This is a genomic window from Pseudomonas sp. JAI115, from assembly GCF_014200835.1.
GTDB lineage: Bacteria > Pseudomonadota > Gammaproteobacteria > Pseudomonadales > Pseudomonadaceae > Aquipseudomonas > Aquipseudomonas putida_A.
The window spans coordinates 83,639-105,187 of record NZ_JACHCY010000010.1; the positions used below are offsets into that span (position 1 = coordinate 83,639).

At 59.0% G+C, this 21,549-nt stretch carries 18 protein-coding genes; 12 read left to right on the forward strand and 6 right to left on the reverse strand.

The annotated features are described in order from the left end of the window. Complete coding sequence (gene kdgD / locus HDC30_RS20755) at window positions 1-912, reverse strand: 5-dehydro-4-deoxyglucarate dehydratase (RefSeq protein ID WP_007981458.1); 912 nt, start codon at window positions 910-912, stop codon at window positions 1-3. Between the two features lie 236 nt (window positions 913-1,148). Here kdgD and HDC30_RS20760 point away from each other — a divergent pair, with 236 nt between their 5' ends. The 3 genes from HDC30_RS20760 to HDC30_RS20770 all read left to right on the forward strand — a co-directional run bounded on the left by HDC30_RS20760 (window position 1,149) and on the right by HDC30_RS20770 (window position 3,250). Then, on the forward strand, window positions 1,149-2,462 hold the full coding sequence (locus tag HDC30_RS20760; protein ID WP_183784660.1) for a phospholipase: 1,314 nt from the start codon (window positions 1,149-1,151) through the stop codon (window positions 2,460-2,462). A 2-nt stretch (window positions 2,463-2,464) separates the two neighbouring features. Beyond that, window positions 2,465-2,653, forward strand: coding sequence for a hypothetical protein (locus HDC30_RS20765; protein WP_183784662.1), 189 nt, complete (start codon window positions 2,465-2,467; stop codon window positions 2,651-2,653). A 243-nt stretch (window positions 2,654-2,896) separates the two neighbouring features. Then, window positions 2,897-3,250: a hypothetical protein gene (locus HDC30_RS20770; protein ID WP_115988217.1), complete on the forward strand. Its 354-nt coding sequence runs from the start codon at window positions 2,897-2,899 to the stop codon at window positions 3,248-3,250. A 4-nt stretch (window positions 3,251-3,254) separates the two neighbouring features. Here the strand turns inward: HDC30_RS20770 and HDC30_RS20775 are convergent, their stop codons facing one another. Next, a complete protein-coding gene (locus tag HDC30_RS20775) occupies window positions 3,255-4,001 on the reverse strand; it encodes a FadR/GntR family transcriptional regulator (RefSeq protein ID WP_177325602.1) in 747 nt (248 codons plus the stop codon). A gap of 190 nt (window positions 4,002-4,191) precedes the next feature. Next, complete coding sequence (locus HDC30_RS20780; protein ID WP_183784664.1) at window positions 4,192-5,919, reverse strand: ABC transporter ATP-binding protein/permease; 1,728 nt, start codon at window positions 5,917-5,919, stop codon at window positions 4,192-4,194. A 270-nt stretch (window positions 5,920-6,189) separates the two neighbouring features. On the opposite strand from HDC30_RS20780, the gene HDC30_RS20785 reads away from it, so the two are divergent. After that, on the forward strand, window positions 6,190-6,516 hold the full coding sequence (locus tag HDC30_RS20785; RefSeq protein WP_183784666.1) for a hypothetical protein: 327 nt from the start codon (window positions 6,190-6,192) through the stop codon (window positions 6,514-6,516). A gap of 71 nt (window positions 6,517-6,587) precedes the next feature. Here HDC30_RS20785 and HDC30_RS20790 read toward each other — a convergent pair whose 3' ends face one another. Together HDC30_RS20790 and HDC30_RS20795 are read right to left on the reverse strand one after the other, a co-directional pair. After that, complete coding sequence (locus tag HDC30_RS20790; protein ID WP_003221630.1) at window positions 6,588-7,148, reverse strand: response regulator transcription factor; 561 nt, start codon at window positions 7,146-7,148, stop codon at window positions 6,588-6,590. Next, window positions 7,141-8,403 (reverse strand): ATP-binding protein, encoded by a 1,263-nt coding sequence (locus HDC30_RS20795; RefSeq protein WP_027610820.1) that lies wholly within the window; start codon window positions 8,401-8,403, stop codon window positions 7,141-7,143. The genes HDC30_RS20790 and HDC30_RS20795 overlap by 8 nt, the downstream gene beginning before the upstream one ends. Window positions 8,404-8,716: 313 nt before the next feature. On the opposite strand from HDC30_RS20795, the gene HDC30_RS20800 reads away from it, so the two are divergent. After that, the gene (locus tag HDC30_RS20800) at window positions 8,717-9,436 is read left to right on the forward strand and encodes an SIMPL domain-containing protein (RefSeq protein WP_027610819.1); all 720 of its coding nucleotides are present in this window, start codon (window positions 8,717-8,719) and stop codon (window positions 9,434-9,436) included. A gap of 170 nt (window positions 9,437-9,606) precedes the next feature. On the opposite strand, the gene HDC30_RS20805 is transcribed toward HDC30_RS20800, so the two are convergent. Then, window positions 9,607-9,969, reverse strand: a complete 363-nt coding sequence (locus HDC30_RS20805) for a DUF6124 family protein (protein WP_027610818.1) — start codon at window positions 9,967-9,969, stop codon at window positions 9,607-9,609. 895 nt (window positions 9,970-10,864) lie between these two features. Between HDC30_RS20805 and HDC30_RS20810 the strand changes: the two genes are divergently transcribed. From HDC30_RS20810 to HDC30_RS20840, 7 genes are all read left to right on the forward strand, one after another. Beyond that, on the forward strand, window positions 10,865-12,466 hold the full coding sequence (locus tag HDC30_RS20810; protein ID WP_027610817.1) for an ABC transporter substrate-binding protein: 1,602 nt from the start codon (window positions 10,865-10,867) through the stop codon (window positions 12,464-12,466). 260 nt (window positions 12,467-12,726) lie between these two features. Next, a complete protein-coding gene (locus tag HDC30_RS20815; protein WP_027610816.1) occupies window positions 12,727-14,352 on the forward strand; it encodes an ABC transporter substrate-binding protein in 1,626 nt (541 codons plus the stop codon). 301 nt (window positions 14,353-14,653) lie between these two features. After that, on the forward strand, window positions 14,654-16,252 hold the full coding sequence (locus tag HDC30_RS20820) for an ABC transporter substrate-binding protein (protein ID WP_183784669.1): 1,599 nt from the start codon (window positions 14,654-14,656) through the stop codon (window positions 16,250-16,252). Between the two features lie 175 nt (window positions 16,253-16,427). Then, a complete protein-coding gene (locus HDC30_RS20825; RefSeq protein ID WP_183784671.1) occupies window positions 16,428-17,843 on the forward strand; it encodes an OprD family porin in 1,416 nt (471 codons plus the stop codon). A gap of 79 nt (window positions 17,844-17,922) precedes the next feature. Continuing rightward, window positions 17,923-19,518: an ABC transporter substrate-binding protein gene (locus HDC30_RS20830; RefSeq protein WP_097090378.1), complete on the forward strand. Its 1,596-nt coding sequence runs from the start codon at window positions 17,923-17,925 to the stop codon at window positions 19,516-19,518. Between the two features lie 73 nt (window positions 19,519-19,591). Next, a complete protein-coding gene (locus HDC30_RS20835) occupies window positions 19,592-20,602 on the forward strand; it encodes an ABC transporter permease subunit (protein ID WP_007953665.1) in 1,011 nt (336 codons plus the stop codon). A gap of 10 nt (window positions 20,603-20,612) precedes the next feature. Next, entirely contained in the window at window positions 20,613-21,539 is a 927-nt protein-coding gene (locus HDC30_RS20840; protein ID WP_027610812.1) for an ABC transporter permease subunit, read from the forward strand. Window positions 21,540-21,549 lie beyond the last annotated feature (10 nt).

Below are 21,549 nucleotides of genomic sequence, written 5' to 3' on the forward strand. Positions count from 1 at the left end.
TTATTGCGCGCCTTGCTTGTCGATCAGCGCAGCGAGCATTTCGTACTCTTCGCCGGTCAGGTCGGTCAGCGGCGCCCGCACCGGGCCTGCGTCATAGCCGGCGATCTTGGCGCCTGCCTTGACGATGCTCACGGCATAACCGGCTTTGCGGTTGCGGATGTCGAGGTACGGCAGGAAGAAGTCGTCGATGATCTTGCCGACGGTGGCGTGATCTTCGCGAGCAATCGCGTGGTAGAAATCCATCGCGGTTTTCGGGATGAAGTTGAACACCGCCGAGGAGTAAACCGGCACGCCCAAAGCCTTGTAGGCAGCGGCGTAGACTTCGGCGGTCGGCAAGCCACCGAGGTAGCTGAAGCGATCACCGAGGCGGCGACGGATCGACACCATCAACTCGATATCGCCCAGACCGTCCTTGTAGCCGATCAGGTTCGGGCAGCGCTCGGCCAGACGTTCCAGCAGTGGCGCGGTCAGGCGGCAGACGTTGCGGTTGTAGACCACCACGCCGATGTTCACCGATTTGCACACCGCTTCAACGTGGGCGGCAACGCCGTCCTGGCTGGCTTCGGTCAGGTAATGCGGCAGCAGCAACAGACCTTTGGCGCCCAGACGCTCGGCTTCCTGGGCGTACTCGATGGCTTGGCGGGTCGAGCCGCCGACACCGGCCAGAATCGGCACGCTGGTGGCGCAGGTATCGACCGCGGTCTTGATGATTTCCGAGTATTCGCTGGCTGCCAGGGAGAAGAACTCACCGGTGCCGCCGGCGGCGAACAGTGCCGACGCGCCGTACGGGGCCAGCCATTCCAGACGTTTGATGTAGCCAGCGCGGTTGAAATCGCCCTGGGCATTGAAATCGGTGACCGGGAACGACAGCAGACCGGCGGAGAGGATGGACTTCAGTTCTTGTGGATTCATTTTTCGAACACCCTGGGTAGCAACATTTTTTGTGAGTTTTATGGTTCAGCCAGTGCTGAAGTTGTAGGTCATCGTACAACTTAAAAGATAACCGTCAACTGCATTTCATCGTCGCCTCACACTTTTTGTCGGACAAGATTCGTTCTTGACGTAGGAAAAATCTGGGCTAGGCTCGTTTTTACTGTATATCCATACAGATAAAAATAAATCACCGACGACATATCAAGGAGCTAGAAATGTCCGGACTGCATGCAAAACCCCAGGAACGACCCAAACCGGTCACCGCCCGTTTCGATGATCTTTTCACTGTAAACGGCATCCACTTCAGCACCGACAATCCGCATCTGCTGCTGCACATCGCCGACGCCCACAGCGATGTCGAACCGGCCACCGCCCTCCCCGGCAAAGCGTTGAACATTCGACCGCCACTGCGCTTTGAAGGCGCTGAACACACGGCCATCGGCGATAACACCCTGCTGCGCTTCAGCGAAAACGCCGAGCCGGTTCGCGCGCAAAACCTGCCCTTGCACTTGCCCAACGGTCTAGCGCTGACCTACGGCCAGGTAGTGGCGCTGGCTGGAGATTTCTACGGCGTGGTCGATCGACCGATCAACGAAGGCGCGACCCCGGCCGATCGCCTGAACCGTTTCAATGCTGCCTTCGACTCTCTCGCCGTGCTGCCGGCCTCCCGCGCCGAGGCCACACAGATTCTCGCGGTCATGCAAAAAGAGATCGACGCGGTTAAACAGGCGATCAAGGACGGCAGAGCACCGCACGAAGCCTACGACGCGCTCGGAGATACGTTGTCCGAAGAGTGGAACAAGATCACCGGTGGCGGCAGTTTTGTCTCCGCGCTGTTCCCGCTCGGACGTTATCTGAAACTGGCGGCGAACAACGCCGACCACTTCGGCGAATGGGCCAGACTGGCCTACATCGCCGGCCACACCGCCTCCCTGCAAACCGCAGTCGCGGCCCGCGCCACTCACGATGAACAACGATTGGAACGGGCCTACGCGATGAACGCATTTGCCGACCACTTCCTCACTGACCTGTTCTCTGCCGGCCACCTGCGGGTGCCGCGCAAGGAGATGGCGGCGGTGGTCACGCCGAGCGATCTCGGCTCGCTGGTGACCCGTTTCATGCACGACGAAGACAGCAAATTCGGCCTCAAAGTGCGCAACGCCCATGGCGATCAATGGCGCGCGTACGGCGACAAGCGCTACTTCGAAACCAGCGACGCGGACAACCGCACCCAGGTCAATCTAACGGTGCAGGCCTCGGCGGATGAAGTCTTCGCCGCTTACCTCAGCGGCAACGTGCCCGCCCCTTCGACGTTTGCCGCGCTGCAACGCCTGCCGGATCTGACGGCGGTGCTGAATCTTTCGAATAACTTCGCGCCGCTGTTCCGCGTCGAAGGCGGCAAGGTGCTGCGGCGCAAAGATGTGAACAACCTCAACGACACCGCCACCGTCGACGACTGGTGGGGCTGGAGCACGTACCTGCTGCTCAAGGATTACCACCCGACGGGCAACGTCAATCAAGGAGAATGAGCATGACGATCAGATTGAAACTGGAACTGGCATCGGGGCAATCGCTGCAAGGTGCACCGCTGGAGTTGCTGGCAGATGGCAAGCCGATTGCGCGGGGGATTGTGGATGAGGACGGTTTGGTAGCGTTTACTGCCAAGCCGGGGAAAGCGCAACTGGCAGTGAGGGTGGACCGCTCGATATTGCCGCGCTGAACTCACCGGCCCCTTCGCGAGCAAGCCCGCTCCCACGTTGAATGCATTTCAAGTGTGGGAGCGGGCTTGCTCGCGAAGGGCCCGTGACTAAGACCGTTCGTCGAAACTGGTATTTCTTACAGGTGCCAGATCAATCCTCTCCCGGCTTCAATGTTCAAGGAGTTAACGAACCGGCTCCGCCAGGTAACGCCGTAATCAGCTTGCCTTCAAACGGTTTGATGGATATTGAAACGGAGTTTGATCATGACCGCACAAGCTAAAGCTTTCGCTGCGCCAAGTCTCAGGGAAGCAGAAGACGGAAAACTTTATGTTGGCGAACTGACGGGAGCTGCCCACGGAGAAGTGCCGCCATACCTTCATGCATCTGTCGGTGACGGAATTACTTTTCATGTAGTGACCACCTCCGGTAACACGTGGAACGACCATCACGTACTGACTGCGCCCGAGGTAGGAAAGCCAATCATTTTCTTAATCCCCAAAGATGTTTTTGAAAAGAAACTGATTCCCGAAGCGACTGCCGATCTCCACTACATCGTCACACGTTTCAATCAGGTACCAGAGAAATCACCGTCTCTGCGCATTAAACTGGAACGGTAACCTTTCACCCCTGCGCCTGCGCCTCTTCATGGGCCTGGCGCAGTCTTTCGCGGCTGTTGGTCAAATGCAGGCGCATTGCCGCTCGCGCCGCATCGGAATCCTGACGGGCAATCGCATCGTAGATTTCCTCGTGCTCGCGGCTCAGGCGGTTCATGTAGTGCTGCTGATCATCATGGGCCAGGCGCGCCGAATTCAGCCGCGTACGCGGAATGATGCTGGTGCCCAGGTGGGTCATGATGTCGGTGAAGTAGCGGTTGCCGGTGGACAGGGCGATTTCCAGGTGGAAGGCGAAGTCCGAGGCCACCGCATCGCTGGCGTGGGCGACGCTATCGTTCAAGGCATCGAGGGCGGCGCGCATGGTCGCCAGTTGTTCGGGACTGCGGCGTTGCGCGGCGAGGCCGGCGGACTCCACTTCCAGGCTGATGCGCAATTCGAGAATCGCCAGCACGTCACGCAGGGTGACGACCGTGGCCGGGTCGATGCGAAAACCGCTGGGGCTCGGCGTGTCGAGCACGAAGGTGCCGATGCCGTGGCGGGTTTCCACCTGGCCGGCGGCCTGCAAACGGGAGATCGCCTCGCGCACCACGGTGCGGCTGACGCCGTGCTCCTGCATGATCGCCGACTCGGTGGGCAATTTGTCGCCGCGCTTGAGCAGACCGTCGCGGATCTGCTCGGTCAGCACCGTCACCAGCTCCTGAGCCAGGCTGCGGCGCTTGCGTGGGAGGCGTGGAGTGTCGATCGGGTTTTCCATGGTCAACGTCTGGTCTCGAAAATTCGGCTTGGTGGGCATCATAGCGCAGGCGGGTTGTACGATCACATCCCGCCTCACAATACCCCATGTGGGAGCGGGCTTGCTCGCGAAGGCGGTGTGTCAGGCAACCGATTTGTCGACTGAATGGACGCCTTCGCGAGCAAGCCCGCTCCCACGGGGGTTGTGGTGATCAAGCGGTCACGGCCTGCTCCACCAGATGCCCGCTGTCGATCCGCACATGTCTAGGGTGGAAACGCTTCAGGCTGCTGCGGTGGCCGACGCTGACGATGCTCAGGCCCGGCAACTGATCGATCAGCGCCTGATACAACGTTGCCTCATCCTCTTCATCCATCGCCGACGTCGCTTCGTCCATGTACAGCCATTGCGGTGCGTAAAGCATGGCGCGGGCGAAAGCCAGGCGTTGCTGCTCACCCGGCGACAGCATGCGCTGCCAGTGATTGGCTTCATCGAGACGCGCGACCAGATGCGGCAGTCGGCAAGTTTCCAGCACCTCGGCGTAGCGCTCCGGCGCATAGGTATCGCCCGGTTGTGGATAACTCAAGGCCTCGCGCAAGGTGCCGATCGGCAGATACGGTTTCTGCGGCAGGAACAGGTAGCGCGCCGCTGGCAGCCGGATGTTGCCGTGCCCCGCCGGCCACAGGTGTCCCATCGCTCGCAGCAATGTCGACTTGCCGCTGCCGGATCGGCCGCTGAGCATCACCCGCTCGCCCGGCTCCACCGTCATGTCGGCATTGGTCAGCAGGTGACGACCATCAGCCAAGTCCAGACCGAGATTGTGCACTTTGAGTTCGCTGCCCTGATTCTGCACATCGATGGCCGGGGTGCGCTGTTCGTTATCGGTCATGGCCTGACGGAAACTCAGCAGACGATCACAGGTGGCACGCCAGGACGCGAGGCTTTGATAAGCACTGATGAACCAGCTGAAACTCTCCTGGACGTTGCCGAATGCCGAGCTGATCTGCATCAGCTCACCCAGTTCGATCTTGCCGGCGAGGTAACGCGGCGACGCAACGATAAACGGGAAAATGATCGCAGCCTGGCTGTAACCGGCAGTGAAAAACGTCAGGCGCTTGGACACTTTCATGATGTCCCAGAAGTTATGCCAGACCATGCCGAAACGGTTGCTCAAGCGACGGTTCTCATTCGGTTCGCCGTTATACAACGCGATGCTTTCGACATTCTCGCGAATCCGCACCATGGAAAAACGCAGGTCGGCTTCGAAGCGTTGTTGTTGGTTATTCAGGCCGATCAGGCGACGACCGATCAAATGCGTCAGCCAGCTGCCCACCACGGCGTAGACCAGCACGCACCAGAACATGTAGCCGGGAATGGTGATGCCATAGACTTCGATGCTGCCCGACACGCCCCACAAAATGATCGAGAACGACACCAGGCTGACGATATTGCGCAGCAGGCCGATCCCCAGTTCAAGGGTGTTGGAGGTGAAGTTATTGAGGTCTTCGGAAATCCGCTGGTCCGGGTTATCGGTGTAACCACCCTGCTCCAGCTGGTAGTAATTCTTGTCGGCGAGCCAACGGGAGAAATGCTTTTCGGTGAGCCACGCCCGCCAGCGAATCGTCAGCATCTGGGTCAGATACAGCCGGTACACGGCACCGACAATCGCCACCGCTGCAATCCCGCAGAAATACAGAATCAAGCGCCAGAACGCCGCCTCATCTTTCTTTTGCAGCGCGTTGTAGAAATCCTTGTACCAGGTGTTGAACCACACCGAGATGCCCACGCTCAGCAGCGAGAGTGCGATCACCGCGATCAGCAGCGTCCAGGCCTTGCCCTTCTCTTCACTGCGCCAGTAGGGCGTGATGATCGCCCACACCTTGCGAAAAAACTGCCCGCGCACAGCATCGTTGACCGCGGAATATTCAGCGTTCTGATTCATGGAAAAGGCTCGATAAAGAAAAGAACAGACACGCACCGATCATAGTTGATCGGTTCGTTTCGTCGCCAGAGTGGGACTGGCTCATTCAGGGATTGTTCAGATTTGCAGGGGTTTCAGTATCGCAGCGAGCGCACGTACCGTTCATCGGGACTGTCAGAGTTGACAGTAGAGGGGGGCTATTCAGGCTGATCAACTGGGCTGGCCTCCTGCAAGGAATTCGCTGTGAATCAGGAGAGCAGGTTACCCCTCTGACAACGAAAGGAATTGGTCATGAACAAAGTAGAAAACCCGCTTAATGCTCCAACCAGCGATTCGATCAAGAATGGCAAACTGTCTATCAGTGAGGTGAGTGATTTGGGGATTACAGTCAAATTCAGTTCCGATAACCCCAAGGTTGATATCCATCTTGCCTGGATCGGATATGCCTCCGAAAAGAAATCCGAGCAGAAAGGCAGTAAAAACAACGAGCTCATTCTCCCGGTATCAAAAGCTACCGTGGAGAGCTGGCTAAGGCAGGATCTCTACGCGCAATGCGAAGCGACTCTGGGTGGAAAAAAATACTCATCGCCAAAAACGTTCTTCACGGTTGTAGATTGAACCCAAGGCGCTACCCTGATGCAGGGTAGCGCCTGTTTCATTCAGTCCAGCTCATTTGCCCAGAAAAACTTTCAACGACGAACCGGGCGCTTCTGCAGCTTGCGCTGCAGGGTGCGGCGGTGCATGCCCAGGGCGCGGGCAGTCGCAGAGATGTTGCCTTCGTGTTCGGTCAGCACGCGCTGGATGTGTTCCCACTGCAGGCGATCGACCGACATCGGGTTTTCCGGCACCAGGCTGTCGAGGTCGGCGTGCTCGGAGAGCAGCGCGGCCAGTACGTCATCGGCGTCGGCCGGTTTGCAAAGGTAGTTGCAGGCGCCGCGCTTGATCGCTTCGACCGCCGTGGCAATGCTCGAATAACCGGTGAGGATCACCACGCGCATTTCCGGGTCCAGCTCCAGCAGCTTGGGCAGCAGCACCAGGCCGGAGTCGCCGTCCATTTTCAAGTCCAGCGCGGCATAGTCCGGCAGGTCGGCCTGGGCGATGGTCAGGCCTTCTTCGGCGGAACCTGCGGTGCTGACGCGAAAGCCACGACGAGCCATGGCACGGGCCATTACTCGGGTGAACGTTGCGTCGTCGTCGACCAGCAGCAAATGCGGCAGTTCTTCGCCTTCGACTTGGATTTCGTCACTCATGTTGGTCTCCTCGGGCGCCGTGGGGCAGGCGCAGCTCGGTGAGCGTGCCGCCTTCCTCATGACTATAGAGTTTCACTGAGCCGCCGGCGCGTGTCACGCTGGCCTTGCTCAAAAACAGGCCCAGGCCGAAACCTTTGCCCTTGGTGGTAAAAAACGGTTTGCCGATCTGCTCGGCGATGGCCAGCGGCACACCGGCGCCGTGGTCACGAATGCTTATGGTCACGGTTTCCGCGTCCCAGTCCAGCGTCACCTGAAGATTTTCCGGGCAGGCGTCGGCGGCATTGTTCAGCAGGTTGAGCAGCGCCTGGGTCAGATCAGGCGGCGGTGCCATGCGCGGCACGGTGCCCTGGCCGAGACGCTGGAAACGGTAACTGGCTTCCGGACGCATCAGGTGCCAGCGGTTCAGCGCTTCGTCGAGCCATTGGGTGACGTCCTGCATTTCCACGGCCATACGGCGGTTGGCTTCGGCGGCGCGCACCAGTTGCTGCAGGGTTTCTTTGCAGAGTTTGACCTGGTCCTGCAGCACCTTGAGGTCGTCCTGCAGCATCGCGTCGGGATGATCCTGCTGCATTTCCTTGAGCAACACACTCATGGTCGCCAGCGGCGTGCCGAGTTCATGCGCGGCGCCGGCCGCCTGAGTGGCGACGGCGAGCAATTGCTGATCGCGCAAGCCTTCTTCGCGGCGAATCGCGCGCAATTCTTCCTGACGACGCAGCTCTTCCGCCATGCGCGCAGCGAAAAACGTGATCACCGCAGCGGCCAGCGCGAAGCTCAGCCACATGCCGTAGATCTGCAGGTTCTCGCGGGCCACCGGCAGTGTTTCCAGCGGATAGAAACGCGTGAGCATCACGGTGTACAGCGCCAGCGCGATGCCGGACAGAATCACCGAATAACGCCACGGCAACGTCACCGCCGCGATGGTCAGCGGCACCAGGTAATAGGAAACGAACGGGTTGGTCGAACCGCCGGAGAAATACAGCAACGCACTGTGGATCACCAGATCGCAGGCCAGTTGCAGGGCGTATTCGAGTTCAGTCACCGGCCATGAAGTGCGCAGGCGCACGGCGGTGAACACGCACAGCAGAATCGAGCAGCCGAGGGTCATCGCCAGTTGCACCCACGGCAACGGCAGCAGTTGCAGCCAGTAGGCCAGGCCGACGGAACCGGCCTGCGCGGCGAGCACCAGGGTGCGAATGAAAGTCAGCCGCCAGAGGTTCTGGCGAGTGGCGGAAGTCAGTTGTACGGGGGCGAGCATGAGCTCTCCTGATGAGCGCTCCAGGCGGATCGCACGGAGTATAACCAAGCCGCGCCTTTGAGAGGCGAAAGTGCGGCAAATGACCACATGGCGAAAACATTTTCGGCGGCTATAAGGGCGCCTTCGCGAGCAGGCTCGCTCCCACAGAGGAATGCATTTCAAAAGTGGGAGCGAGCCTGCTCGCGAATGGCCGCGCAGCGGCCCGCTGCATCTGTATAGAAGTTGTAACTGGGCGAACCGGATCGCAGAAGCTAGAGTCTGATGGTTTCACGCAGGGACGAACCAACACCTGCGCATTATTCAAGGAGCCTTCATGCACACCTTTCGCCGCAGCGCCGCCCTTCTCGCCCTGACCGTCGGCAGCATCGCCAGCCTTCCGGCGCTGGCCGCCGATGAGCTGCACTACAACCAGATCTCCCTGCGCGCCGAAGTCAGCCAGGAAGTGGCCCGCGACCTGATGATCGTGACGCTCTACACCGAAGCGCAAAACACCGACCCGGCCAAACTCGCCGCCGACGTCAGCACCACTATGAACAAGGCACTGGCCCAGGCCAAGCAAGTCAAAGACATCACCCTGCGCCAGGGCAGCCGCAACAGCTACCCGATCTACGACACCAAGGGCCAGAAAATCACCGGTTGGCGTGAACGCGCCGAACTGCGCCTGGAAAGCGCCGACTTCGCCGCGCTGTCCAAACTCACCGGCGAACTGCTGACCGACCTGAAAATGGGCGGCATGGACTTCGCCATCGCCGAGCCGACCCGCAAGGCGAGCGAGGACAAGTTGCTGAAAGAAGCCGTCAGCGCCTTCAAGGCCCGCGCTCAACTGGCCACCGATGCACTGGGCGGCAAGGGCTACAAAATCGTCAACCTGAACCTCAACAGCAACGGCTACCCACAACCGTACATGCGCGCCCCGATGATGATGAAAGCCGCCGGCATGGCGGATTCTGCACCGGTCACGCCGGAAGTAGAAGCCGGCACCAGCCAGGTCAGCCTGACCGCCGATGGCTCGATCGAAGTGCTGATGCAGTGAATTGATGTGGGCTGAATGAGAAACCGGCGATCAGTGAATGATCGCCGGTTTTTTTGTGCCTGGATTTTGTGGTGAATGTTCCGCCGCCATCGCGAGCAGGCTCACTCCTACAATTTGGAATGCGTTCCCCTGTAGGAGTGAGCCTGCTCGCGATGAACGATAACGCGGTCTCAGGTCTGCGGATCAACCCGATCCAGCGCCCGATTCACCGCCAACTCGGCCAGCATGATGATCTGCTGAATCGCCAGCGCCGTATTGCGCTGCGGACGACTGAGCTGATCGGCGAAATCACTGGCCATGGTGTTGGCCGAGGCCAGGGATTCACAGGCATGCGCCAGCAGGCTTTCCGTGTCGATGCCCGGATGGACGAGGAACATCGAACTCGGGGGGCGCGGTTTTGTAGCTTCGGGGCTGAGGTAGAAATCGAGGGCGCGTTTGATCGCTTCGCGGTTTTTTGCGAGGTCTTCGGCTTGGAGGGCTTCGGCGAGTGGGGTTGTGGGTTCGAGCGGTGGATCTGGGACGGGTTTGGACATGCATTTCACCTATGACGTTGGGCCACCTCAAGCCGTTTCTCACACGACGAAGAGGTGGCAGCTGTGTGCGGGGTGAGAAACCGGTCATAGGCACCCGGCCAGACAAAAGTCTGCCCGCACAGAGCCGCCATAACGTAATTGCATACAGCGTATTGGCTGGCGGCAATTATGCGGGTATGGGCACTGAATGACTATGAACTGCCGGGTTCTCACACCCGATCGCTGAATCTTCAGCGACAGTTCAAGGCTAGAGAGCTGACGTCCGAGGGACAACCTGAAAACCTTGTGGGAAGGTTCTGGTTATTTGAAACGACTTTAAACAAACCAATTTTATCAGGTGACTGGACGGGCCTCTTCGCGAGCAAGCCCGCTCCCACAGTGGATGGCGTGCAGGCCGTTAGAGATTGGTCGGCTGTCAGGCCGCCATCACTTAGCCAGTCGCCGCACCCGCTTTTCACCACTCAACACGATGAGCGTTAGCTCGAGTACCGCTTTTGATCTTGATCCACGGGCGACGTCGGAAGGCTGAGTGGAAGGATTGATCCGGGGGTGGGAGCGCAGCGACCGTTTGGCGCAGCCAAACACAGCGAGAGGAGGTGCAGCGAAGCAAACCGGAGGCGCTGCGCCCGGATCGATCCCGGAGCGAAGGAACCCCGAGCCCCAGCGAGCGGGCCGAACGCAGGAGCAAGCGTTTTTGGTTACTTTTTCGGCGTTTGTAAAAAGTGACCCGCCGTAAGGGCGGAACCCCAAGCCGCCGTTACCGCAGCAACGGATATGCACCCAAAAGCCCCAGATATACCGAGATAGACACCCCAACAGGAAAAACGATATTTCCGAACACACCCAAATCCCCGCTAACCTGAAAAAACAACCACCTCCAAATCCCGGGGACTCCATGGAAAGATTCACCCTAAAACCACTACTAATCACCCTCGCACTAACAGCCATAGCCCCGATCGCAAACGCAGCCACCACCCTGGTCTACTGCTCCGAAGCCAGCCCGGCAGGCTTCGACCCCAGCCAATACACCAGCGGCACCGACTTCGACGCCTCAGCCGAAACCGTCTTCAACCGCCTCACCCAATTCCAGCGCGGCGGCACCGAAGTCGAACCCGGCCTGGCAATCAACTGGGACGTAAGCCCGGACGGCCTCCAGTACACCTTCCACCTACGGCAAGGCGTGAAATTCCACACAACGGAATATTTCACCCCGACCCGCGACTTCAACGCCGACGACGTACTGTTCACCTTCCAGCGCCTGCTCGACCCGGACAACGCCTTTCGCAAGGCCTACCCCGCCGAGTCCCCGTATTTCACCGACATGGGCCTGAACACCACGATCAAATCGGTAGAAAAAATCGACGATCAGACCGTGCGCTTCAACCTGAACAACGTCGACGCCGCGTTCGTGCAAAACCTCGCCATGAGCTTCGCCTCGGTGCAATCGGCCGAATACGCCGCGCAACTGCTAAAGGAAGGCAAAGCCGCCGACCTCAACCAGAAACCGGTGGGCACCGGCCCGTTCGTATTCAAGCGCTACCAGAAAGATTCGCAGATCCGCTACGCCGCCAACCCGGCCTACTGGAAACCTGAAGACGTGAAGATCGACAACCTGATCTTCTCGATCACCCCGGACGCCGCCGTACGCCTGCAGAAACTCAAGGCCGGCGAATGCCAGGTCAGCGGCTACCCGCGCCCGGCCGACATCGAAGTGATGCAACAAGACCCGAACCTGCGCGTGCTCAAGCAGCCCGGTTTCAACCTCGGCTTCCTTGCCTACAACACCACTCACCCGCCATTGGACCAGCTCAAGGTCCGTCAGGCACTGGACATGGCCATCGACAAACCGGCAATCATCAAAGCCGTTTACCAGAGTGCCGGCCAACTGGCGCAGAACGCCTTGCCGCCGGCGCAATGGTCGTATGACCCGAACATCAAGGACGCGCCGTACGACCCGGTGAAGGCCAAGGCGCTACTCAAGGAAGCCGGGGTTGCGCCGGGTACCACCATCAACCTGTGGGCGATGACGGTGCAGCGCGCCTCAAACCCGAATGCACGCATGTCGGCGCAGATGATCCAGCAGGATTGGGAGAAAATCGGCATCAAGGCCAACATCGTCAGCTACGAATGGGGCGAGTACATCAAGCGTGCGAAAAATGGCGAACACGACGCGATGATCTATGGTTGGACAGGTGACAACGGCGACCCGGACAACTGGCTCGGCGTGCTCTACAGCTGCGCCGCGGTCAAGGGCAGCAACTACGCCAAGTGGTGCGACCCGGCCTACGACAAACTGGTGCAGCAGGCCAAGGTGACCACTGACAAGGCGCAACGGGTAAAACTGTATCAACAGGCGCAACTGATCCTTAAACAGCAGGTGCCGATCACCCCGATCGCCAACTCCACGGTGTTCCAGCCGCTGCGCAAGGAAGTGACCGACTTCAAGATCAGTCCGTTTGGCCTTACGCCCTTTTACGGCGTGGGTATAAATAAGTAACACCGAGCCCCAATGCGGCGCGCACAACGTGACCGGCGCACCGTTTCGGGGCTTCGTTTGCACCGTAAAAACCACCCGCAAACGGTCAAATGCGTCAAAAGTTATACAGATGCGACATTAAGGTACGTACGTGCCACCGTTTAACGCTCGCTCACACTCTGGATCTTGCATTGGGTATGGCCCCTGCATAAGTATCCGCAGGCACGACTCACGAGGTCGTACCTCAATATTAAAAAATGACAACAAATCATGAGGCCAACATGCTTAAACACGCGGTCATTCCGTTTTTAGTCGGCGCAGGCTTGTTAGCCTCCGCACCTTTCGCATCCGCTGCGACTAACCTGGTGTTCTGCTCCGAAGGGAGCCCGGCCGGTTTTGATCCAGGCCAGTACACCACCGGAACCGACTTCGACGCCTCAGCCGAAACCATGTTCAACCGCCTGAGTCAGTTCGAGCGTGGCGGCACCGCCGTTATCCCGGGCCTGGCCACCAGCTGGGACATTTCCCCGGATGGCCTGACTTACACCTTCCACTTGCGTGAAGGCGTCAAGTTCCACACCACCCCGTATTTCAAGCCGACTCGTGAGTTCAACGCCGACGACGTGCTGTTCACCTTCAATCGCATGATTAACAAGGATGACCCGTTCCGTAAGGCGTACCCGACCGAATTCCCGTACTTCACCGACATGGGGATGGACACCAACATCACCAAGATCGATAAAGTCGACGACCACACCGTCAAGTTCACACTGAAAGAAGTCGACGCCGCGTTCATCCAGAACATGGCCATGAGCTTCGCCTCGATCCAGTCCGCCGAGTACGCTGCCCAGCTGCTCAAGGAAGGCAAGGCTGCCGACATCAACCAGAAGCCGATCGGCACTGGTCCGTTCGTGTTCAAGAGCTACCAGAAAGACTCGAACATCCGTTACACCGGCAACAAGGATTACTGGAAGCCTGAGGACGTGAAGATCGACAACCTGATCTTCGCCATCACCACCGACCCGTCGGTACGTATCCAGAAACTGAAAAAGAACGAGTGCCAGGTCACCCTGTTCCCGCGTCCGGCGGATCTCGCGGCGCTGAAGGCCGACAAGACCCTGAAGATGCCTGACCAGGCCGGTTTCAACCTGGGCTACATCGCCTACAACGTGATGGACAAGGTCAAGGGCAGCAACGAGGCTAACCCGCTGGCTGACCTGCGCGTACGTCAGGCGCTGGACATGGCGGTGAACAAGCCGCAGATCATCGATTCGGTTTACCAGGGCGCCGGCCAGCTGGCCGTCAACGCCATGCCACCGACCCAGTGGTCCTACGACACCACCATCAAGGACGCCAAGTACGATCCTGAAAAAGCCAAGCAACTGCTCAAGGAAGCTGGCGTCAAGGAAGGTACCGAGATCGTTCTGTGGGCGATGCCGGTGCAGCGTCCGTACAACCCGAACGCCAAGCTGATGGCTGAAATGCTCCAGTCCGACTGGAAGAAGATCGGCCTGAACGTGAAGATCACCAGCTACGAGTGGGGCGAGTACATCAAGCGTTCCAAAGGTGGCGAGAACCAGGCCATGATCATTGGCTGGAGCGGTGACAATGGTGATCCGGACAACTGGCTGAACGTGCTGTTCGGCTGCGACTCGCTCAGCGGCAACAACTTCTCCAAGTGGTGCGACAAGAAGTTCGACGGTCTCGTCAAGGAAGCCAAGCGCACGACCGACCAGGCCAAGCGCACTGAACTGTACAAACAGGCGCAACACGTCCTCAAAGATGCAGTCCCAATGACACCTATCGCTCACTCGACGGTGTATCAACCCATGCGCGCCAACGTGCAGGACTTCAAGATCAGCCCATTCGGCTTGAACTCCTTCTACGGCGTCAGCGTCAGCAACTAAGCCATTGCAAGGGCGACGTTCATGACGTCGCCCTTGCTTTAGCTGCCGGGAAGTCAGGAATTTGCCTACAGCCAATTCCGCTGCGGATGACTGCAGTGGCATAGGACGTGTCGACTTTTCCTACGAGTTTTCAGGCAATTACGCATTTACTGCCAGACCCACGGCCCCTACCGTCGGGTTCTGACCAGTTTCTGCGTGGGCCACCGGCTTGCCGTACGCACTGGATTGAGCTCAATGCCACCTCAGCGTCCCTGGACGGGACCGCGGTGCATTGAACAACACTACAAAAAGAGGGAGCGTCATGCGCCATACCTTGATTTTTTCCGCATTGCTGGGCGCCGGCCTGTTGGCCGCCACGTCCGCCAGTTACGCCGCCAGCAACAGCCTGGTGTTCTGCTCTGAAGGCAGCCCGGCGGGTTTTGATACCGCGCAATACACGACGGCCACCGATAACGATGCCGCCGAGCCGCTGTACAACCGCCTGGTCGAGTTTGAAAAAGGCGCGACCAACGTCGTACCGGGACTGGCAACCAAGTGGGATATTTCCGAGGATGGTCTCAAGTACACCTTTCACCTGCGTGAAGGTGTGAAATTTCATACAACGCCGTACTTCAAACCGACGCGCGATTTCAACGCCGACGACGTGCTGTTCACGTTTAACCGCATGCTCGATCCGCAACAGCCATTCCGTAAGGCTTATCCGACCGAATTCCCGTATTTCAACGGGATGAGCCTGAACAAGAACATTGCCAAGGTCGAAAAGACCGGGCCGCTGACCGTGGAATTCACGCTCAACAGCGTCGACGCCGCGTTCATCCAGAACATCGCCATGAGCTTCGCTGCCATCCTGTCCGCCGAATACGCCGACAAGCTGCTGGCCGAAGGCAAGCCGAGCGACATCAACCAGAAGCCGGTCGGCACCGGGCCGTTCGTGTTCAAGAGCTATCAGAAAGACTCGAATATCCGTTACACCGGTAACGAGCACTACTGGGATCCGAGCCGGGTCAAGCTGAAGAACCTGATCTTCGCGATCAACACCGACGCTTCGGTACGCGTGCAGAAGCTCAAGGCCGGCGAATGCCAGATCACCCTGCACCCGCGCCCTGCCGATGTCGAAGCACTGAAAGCCGACCCGAAACTGCAGCTGATTTCCAAGCCGGGCTTCAACCTCGGCTACATCGCCTACAACGTGCGCCACAAGCCCTTCGACCAGCTCGAAGTACGTCAGGCGCTGGACATGGCGGTGAATAAACAGGGGATTCTCAACGCTGTTTATCAAGGCGCCGGGCAACTGGCGGTCAACGCCATGCCACCGACCCAGTGGTCCTACGACGACAGCATCAAAGACGCCGCCTACAACCCGGAAAAAGCCCGCGAGCTGCTCAAGGCTGCCGGCGTGAAAGAAGGCACCGAGATCACCCTGTGGGCGATGCCGGTACAGCGTCCATACAACCCGAACGCCAAACTGATGGCCGAAATGCTCCAGGCAGACTGGGCGAAAATCGGTCTGAAAGTGAAGATCGTCAGCTACGAATGGGGCGAGTACATCAAGCGCACCAAGAATGGCGAGCACGATATCAGCCTGATCGGCTGGACCGGCGACAACGGGGACCCGGACAACTGGCTGGGCACCCTGTACAGCTGCGACGCCATTGGCGGCAACAACTATTCCATGTGGTGCGATCCGGCGTACGACAAGCTGATCAAAGAGGCCAAGGTCGTCACCGATCGCGACCAGCGCACCACGCTCTACAAACAGGCGCAGCAGTTGCTCAAGCAGCAAGTGCCGATCACGCCTGTCGCCCACTCGACGGTCAACCAGCCGTTAAGCGCCAGAGTTGAAGGCTTCAAGGTCAGCCCCTTCGGTCGCAATGTGTTCTCGGGCGTCAGTATCGATTAACCCAACCGATTAGCCGCAACGCTGAGGGGACCGTCTATCCCCTCACGCAAGCGCTTTGCCGAAATTCGCCGATCCGGCCTTTTGCAAACGTTTGCGATGTGTGAAATGAGTTCTAAACCAATAACCGGCCCACCCAAAAAAGCCGGCATAAAAAGAAAGTAAAGGAGCTTCACCCATGAAACTGAGCAGCACCGCGATACTGGCCCTGGCCATCAGCAGCATCACCGCCACGGCTTATGCGGAAACCCAAAGCCAGGCGTTCACCCCGGTGACCGTCAACACCAAGAGCGCCCAGGCTGAAGCGACCGGCTTCGTCGAAGGACAGTCGATTACCGGTACGACGCGTAACTGGTACGCCAATGAGCAATTGAAACGTGGTGCCAAGTTCAAGTACCAAAAAAACGGTACAACCGAACTTACTGATCGCCGGATCAACTGGGTACAAGGCACGATTCTCAAGTACAACTCGGGGTTCACCGAAGGTACTGTCGGCATCAGCACTGAAGTGGCGGTCTATAACGCTGTAGCTCTTGAGCGTGACCGCAAAAACCTCGCTGCAAACGTCGGTGGGGCGCCGATTCCTAACGTCGCCTCCGGTAACAACCGGACCCTGACCCGAGATGGTGGCGATGCGGAGGGACAGTGGAGCAAACTGGGTCTGGCCAACATCAAGGCGCGGGTTTCAAATACCACTCTGACCGCCGGCCGCCAAAACTTCAGCAGCCCGATGGTCGATGTGATCGGCAACCGCGCTCTTCCTTCGAGCTTCCAAGGTGTCAGCCTGCACAGCGAAGAGTTGGAAAACCTGACCTTCGACATCGCTACGTTCGACAAGAACTCGCCACGTATGGAAGAAAGCCAGCGCAAGTTCCGCTCCGAATATGCTGACACGCTCATTGAAATTGATCACGTCAACACCGCTGGTATTTCCTACCAGCCGTTTGCCAGTCTGAAAACCAGCCTGTGGGCAACTCAGGCTGAAGATATGTGGAAACAGTATTACTTCGGCGCCACCCACGAGCTGGGCGATAGCCAGATCCTCAGCCTGACCACCGGTCTGAACTACTACAAGACCGTCGATGAAGGCAAAAAGAAGCTGGGCGAAATCGACAACGATACCTACTCGCTGTCGCTGGGTCTGACTCACCAGGCCCATAGCCTGACCTTCTCGTACCAGGAAATTAACGGTAACGAGTACTTCGACTATCTGCACGAAACCAACGGTATTTACCTGGCCAACTCCCTGCTCTCGGACTTCAACGGCCCGAACGAGAAATCCTTCCAGGTCGCTTACGGTCTGAACATGGCTGAATATGGCGTGCCAGGCCTGAAGTTCAACATCTACAGCGCTCGTGGTTGGGGCATCGACGGCACTCACTACAAAGGCGGCGCTTACGACAGCGTGCTGGCGATGGATGGCGAACACCACTACGAATACGGGATCGGTGCTGCATACGCCGTGCAAAGCGGGCCGCTCAAGGCTACCGCAATACGCGCAACCTACACCGCACACCGTGCCAGTGAAAACCAGCTGGATGGCAGCATCAACGAGTTCCGTCTCGTGACCACCATCCCGTTCAACATCCTGTAAAAAACGCCAACCGACGGCTGACTCATGACGAGTCGGCCGTTCGGTTTTTTTGTCTTCAACCGATTGCAGAGGGTTATCGATGAAAATGCTTCCCCTACGTGCGGCCGTCGCTGCCGCGTTGTTGAGCGCCGCCATCGGCGTCTCGGCCAAACCCTTGGTGGTCTGCACCGAAGCCAGTCCGGAAGGCTTCGATATGGTCCAGTACACAACTGCAGTCACTGCCGATGCGGTGGCCGAAACGATCTTCAACCGCCTGGCCGACTTCAAGCCCGGCACCACCGAAGTGATTCCGGCACTGGCCGAATCCTGGGACATCAGTGAAGACGGCCTGACCTATACGTTCCACCTGCGCAAAGGCGTCAAGTTTCACACCACCGAATACTTCAAGCCGACCCGCGACATGAACGCCGACGATGTGGTCTGGAGCTTCCAGCGTCAGCTGGACCCGAATCACCCATGGCACAAACTGTCGAGCGTGGGCTTCCCGTACTTTGAAAGCATGGGCTTCAAGGAACTGCTCAAAAGCGTAGAGAAAGTCGACGACAACACGGTCAAGTTCACCCTGACCCGCCGCGAAGCGCCGTTCCTGGCCGACATCGCCATGGCGTTCTCCTCGATCTACCCGGCCGAATACGCCGACCAGTTGCTCAAGTCCGGCAAGACCGGCGACCTCAACAACAAGCCAGTCGGCACCGGCCCGTTCATCTTCCAGCGTTATGCCAAGGATGCGCAGGTGCGCTTCAAGGCCAACCCGGACTACTTCCGTGGCAAGGCCCCGGCCGACGCGCTGATCCTGGCGATCGCCACCGACAACAACGTGCGCCTGCAGAAGCTCAAGGCCAACGAGTGCCAGATCGCGCTGTATCCGAAACCGGATGACATCCCGAGCATCAAGAAAGACAGCAACCTGAAAGTCGACGAGATGGACGCGATGACCGTCTCGTACATCGCCATGAACACCCAGCACAAATACATGAGCGACGTGCGCGTGCGTAAGGCCATCGACATCGCCTTCGACAAGGAAGCCTACGTCAACGCGCTGTTCGGCAAAGGCAACGCCAGCGTGGCGGTCAACCCGTACCCGCCGACGCTGCTGGGTTACAACCACGACCTGAAGAACCCGCCACGCGACCTGGACAAGGCGCGTGCCCTGCTCAAGGAAGCCGGGGTTCCGGAAGGCACCGTGTTTACCCTGTTTACCCGTAACGGCGGCGGCCCGACCAACCCGAATCCGATGCTCGGCGCGCAGATGATGCAGGCTGACCTGGCGAAAGTCGGAATCAAGATCGACATCCGCGTCATGGAATGGGGCGAAATGCTCAAGCGCGCCAAGGCCGGCGAGCACGACATGGTGTCGGCCGGATGGGCGGGCGACAACGGCGACCCGGATAACTTCCTGACGCCTATGCTCAGTTGCGAAGCAGCCAAGAACGGCGAAAACTACGCGCGCTGGTGCAACGAGAAATTCCAGACCCTGCTCGACGAAGCACGGGCTAAAGTAGATCCGGCCGAACGCGCCAAACTCTACGAACAGGCCCAGGTGCTGTTTAATCAGGACCAACCGTGGATCAGCATGGCCCACACCCGGATGTTTACCGCAATGCGCAACAACGTAGAGGGTTATCACATCAGCCCTCTCACAACCAATAACTTCGCCACTACCCAGGTGAAGTAGATAAGAAACTCCCGGCCTCCCTGACCCCAGGGTCGCCGGGCACGCCTAACCGGCTGATGAGGTACCACACAAGATGTTTAGTTTTATTGCCCGCCGACTGGGGTTGTTGATCCCCACGTTTTTCGGCATCACCTTGCTGACTTTCGCGTTGATTCGCATGATTCCGGGCGACCCCGTGGAAGTGATGATGGGCGAACGTCGGGTCGACCCCGAAATGCACGCTCAGGCAATGGAACGCCTAGGTCTGAACAAACCGCTGTATGCCCAGTACCTGGACTACATCGGCAAACTGGCCCACGGCGATCTCGGCGAATCCCTGCGTACGCGTGAGAGCGTATGGACCGAGTTCACCTCCCTCTTCCCGGCGACACTGGAACTGTCCATGGCCGCCCTGCTGTTCGCCGGCATCCTCGGTCTTCTGGCCGGGGTGATTGCGGCGCTCAAGCGAGGATCCCTGTTCGACCATGGGGTGATGGGCATCTCCCTGGCGGGGTATTCGATGCCGATCTTCTGGTGGGGCCTGATCCTGATCATGTTCTTCTCGGTGAGCCTGGGCTGGACCCCGGTGTCCGGGCGGATTGACCTGCTCTACGACATCGAGCCGCGCACCGGTTTCATGCTGATCGACACGCTGCTGGCCGATGACATGGGCGCGTTCCTCGATGCGCTGCATCACCTGATCCTGCCGGCCATCGTGCTCGGCACCATTCCGCTGGCGGTGATCGCGCGCATGACCCGGTCGTCGATGCTCGAAGTGCTGCGCGAAGACTACATCCGCACCGCCAAGGCCAAAGGCCTGTCGCCGTCGCGCGTGGTGTTCGTGCACGGTCTGCGCAACGCGCTGATTCCGGTGCTGACCGTGGTCGGCCTGCAAGTCGGCACCCTGCTGGCCGGTGCAGTCCTGACCGAAACCATTTTCTCCTGGCCCGGCATCGGTAAATGGCTGATCGAAGCCATCGGCGCCCGGGACTACCCGGTTGTGCAAAACGGCATCCTGTTAATCGCCTGCCTGGTGATTCTGGTCAACTTCGTAGTGGACATCCTCTACGGCTTTGCCAACCCACGCATCCGTCATCAGCGCTGAGGTCCATACTATGAGCACTCCAACATCCTCAGTAGCCACTTCCGCCCCAAGCGCGGATCAAAGCCTGCTGTACCCGTCACCGTACAAAGAATTCTGGCAAGCCTTCTCCAAGAACAAGGGCGCGGTTGCCGGCCTGCTGTTCATGCTGCTGATCATCTTCTGCGCGATTTTCGCGCCGTGGGTCGCACCGCATAACCCGAGCGAGCAATACCGTGACTTCCTGCTGACGCCACCGGCGTGGCTCGAAGGCGGGCAGATGCAATTCCTGCTCGGCACCGATGAACTGGGGCGTGACCTGCTGTCACGGCTGATTCAGGGTTCGCGCCTGTCGCTGCTGATCGGTCTGTCGTCGGTGGTGATGTCGCTGATCCCGGGGATCCTGCTGGGTCTGTTCGCCGGTTTCTTCCCGAAAATGATCGGCCCGACCATCATGCGTCTGATGGACATCATGCTGGCCCTGCCGTCCCTGCTGCTGGCTGTGGCGATCGTCGCCATCCTCGGCCCTGGCCTGATCAACACCGTGATCGCCATTGCTGTGGTATCGCTGCCGTCCTACGTGCGTCTGACCCGCGCCGCCGTGATGGGCGAACTGAACCGCGACTACGTGACCGCCGCGCGCCTGGCCGGTGCCGGTCTGCCACGTCTGATGTTCATCACCGTGCTGCCGAACTGCATGGCGCCGCTGATCGTGCAGGCCACCCTGAGCTTCTCCTCGGCGATTCTCGATGCTGCGGCACTGGGCTTCCTCGGCCTTGGCGTACAACCGCCAACCCCTGAATGGGGCACCATGCTGGCCTCGGCCCGCGATTACATCGAACGCGCCTGGTGGGTCGTGAGTCTGCCTGGTTTGACCATTTTGCTCAGCGTGCTGGCAATCAACTTGATGGGCGACGGTCTGCGCGATGCGCTGGACCCGAAACTCAAGAACGCCGCCTGAGGAGATTCCC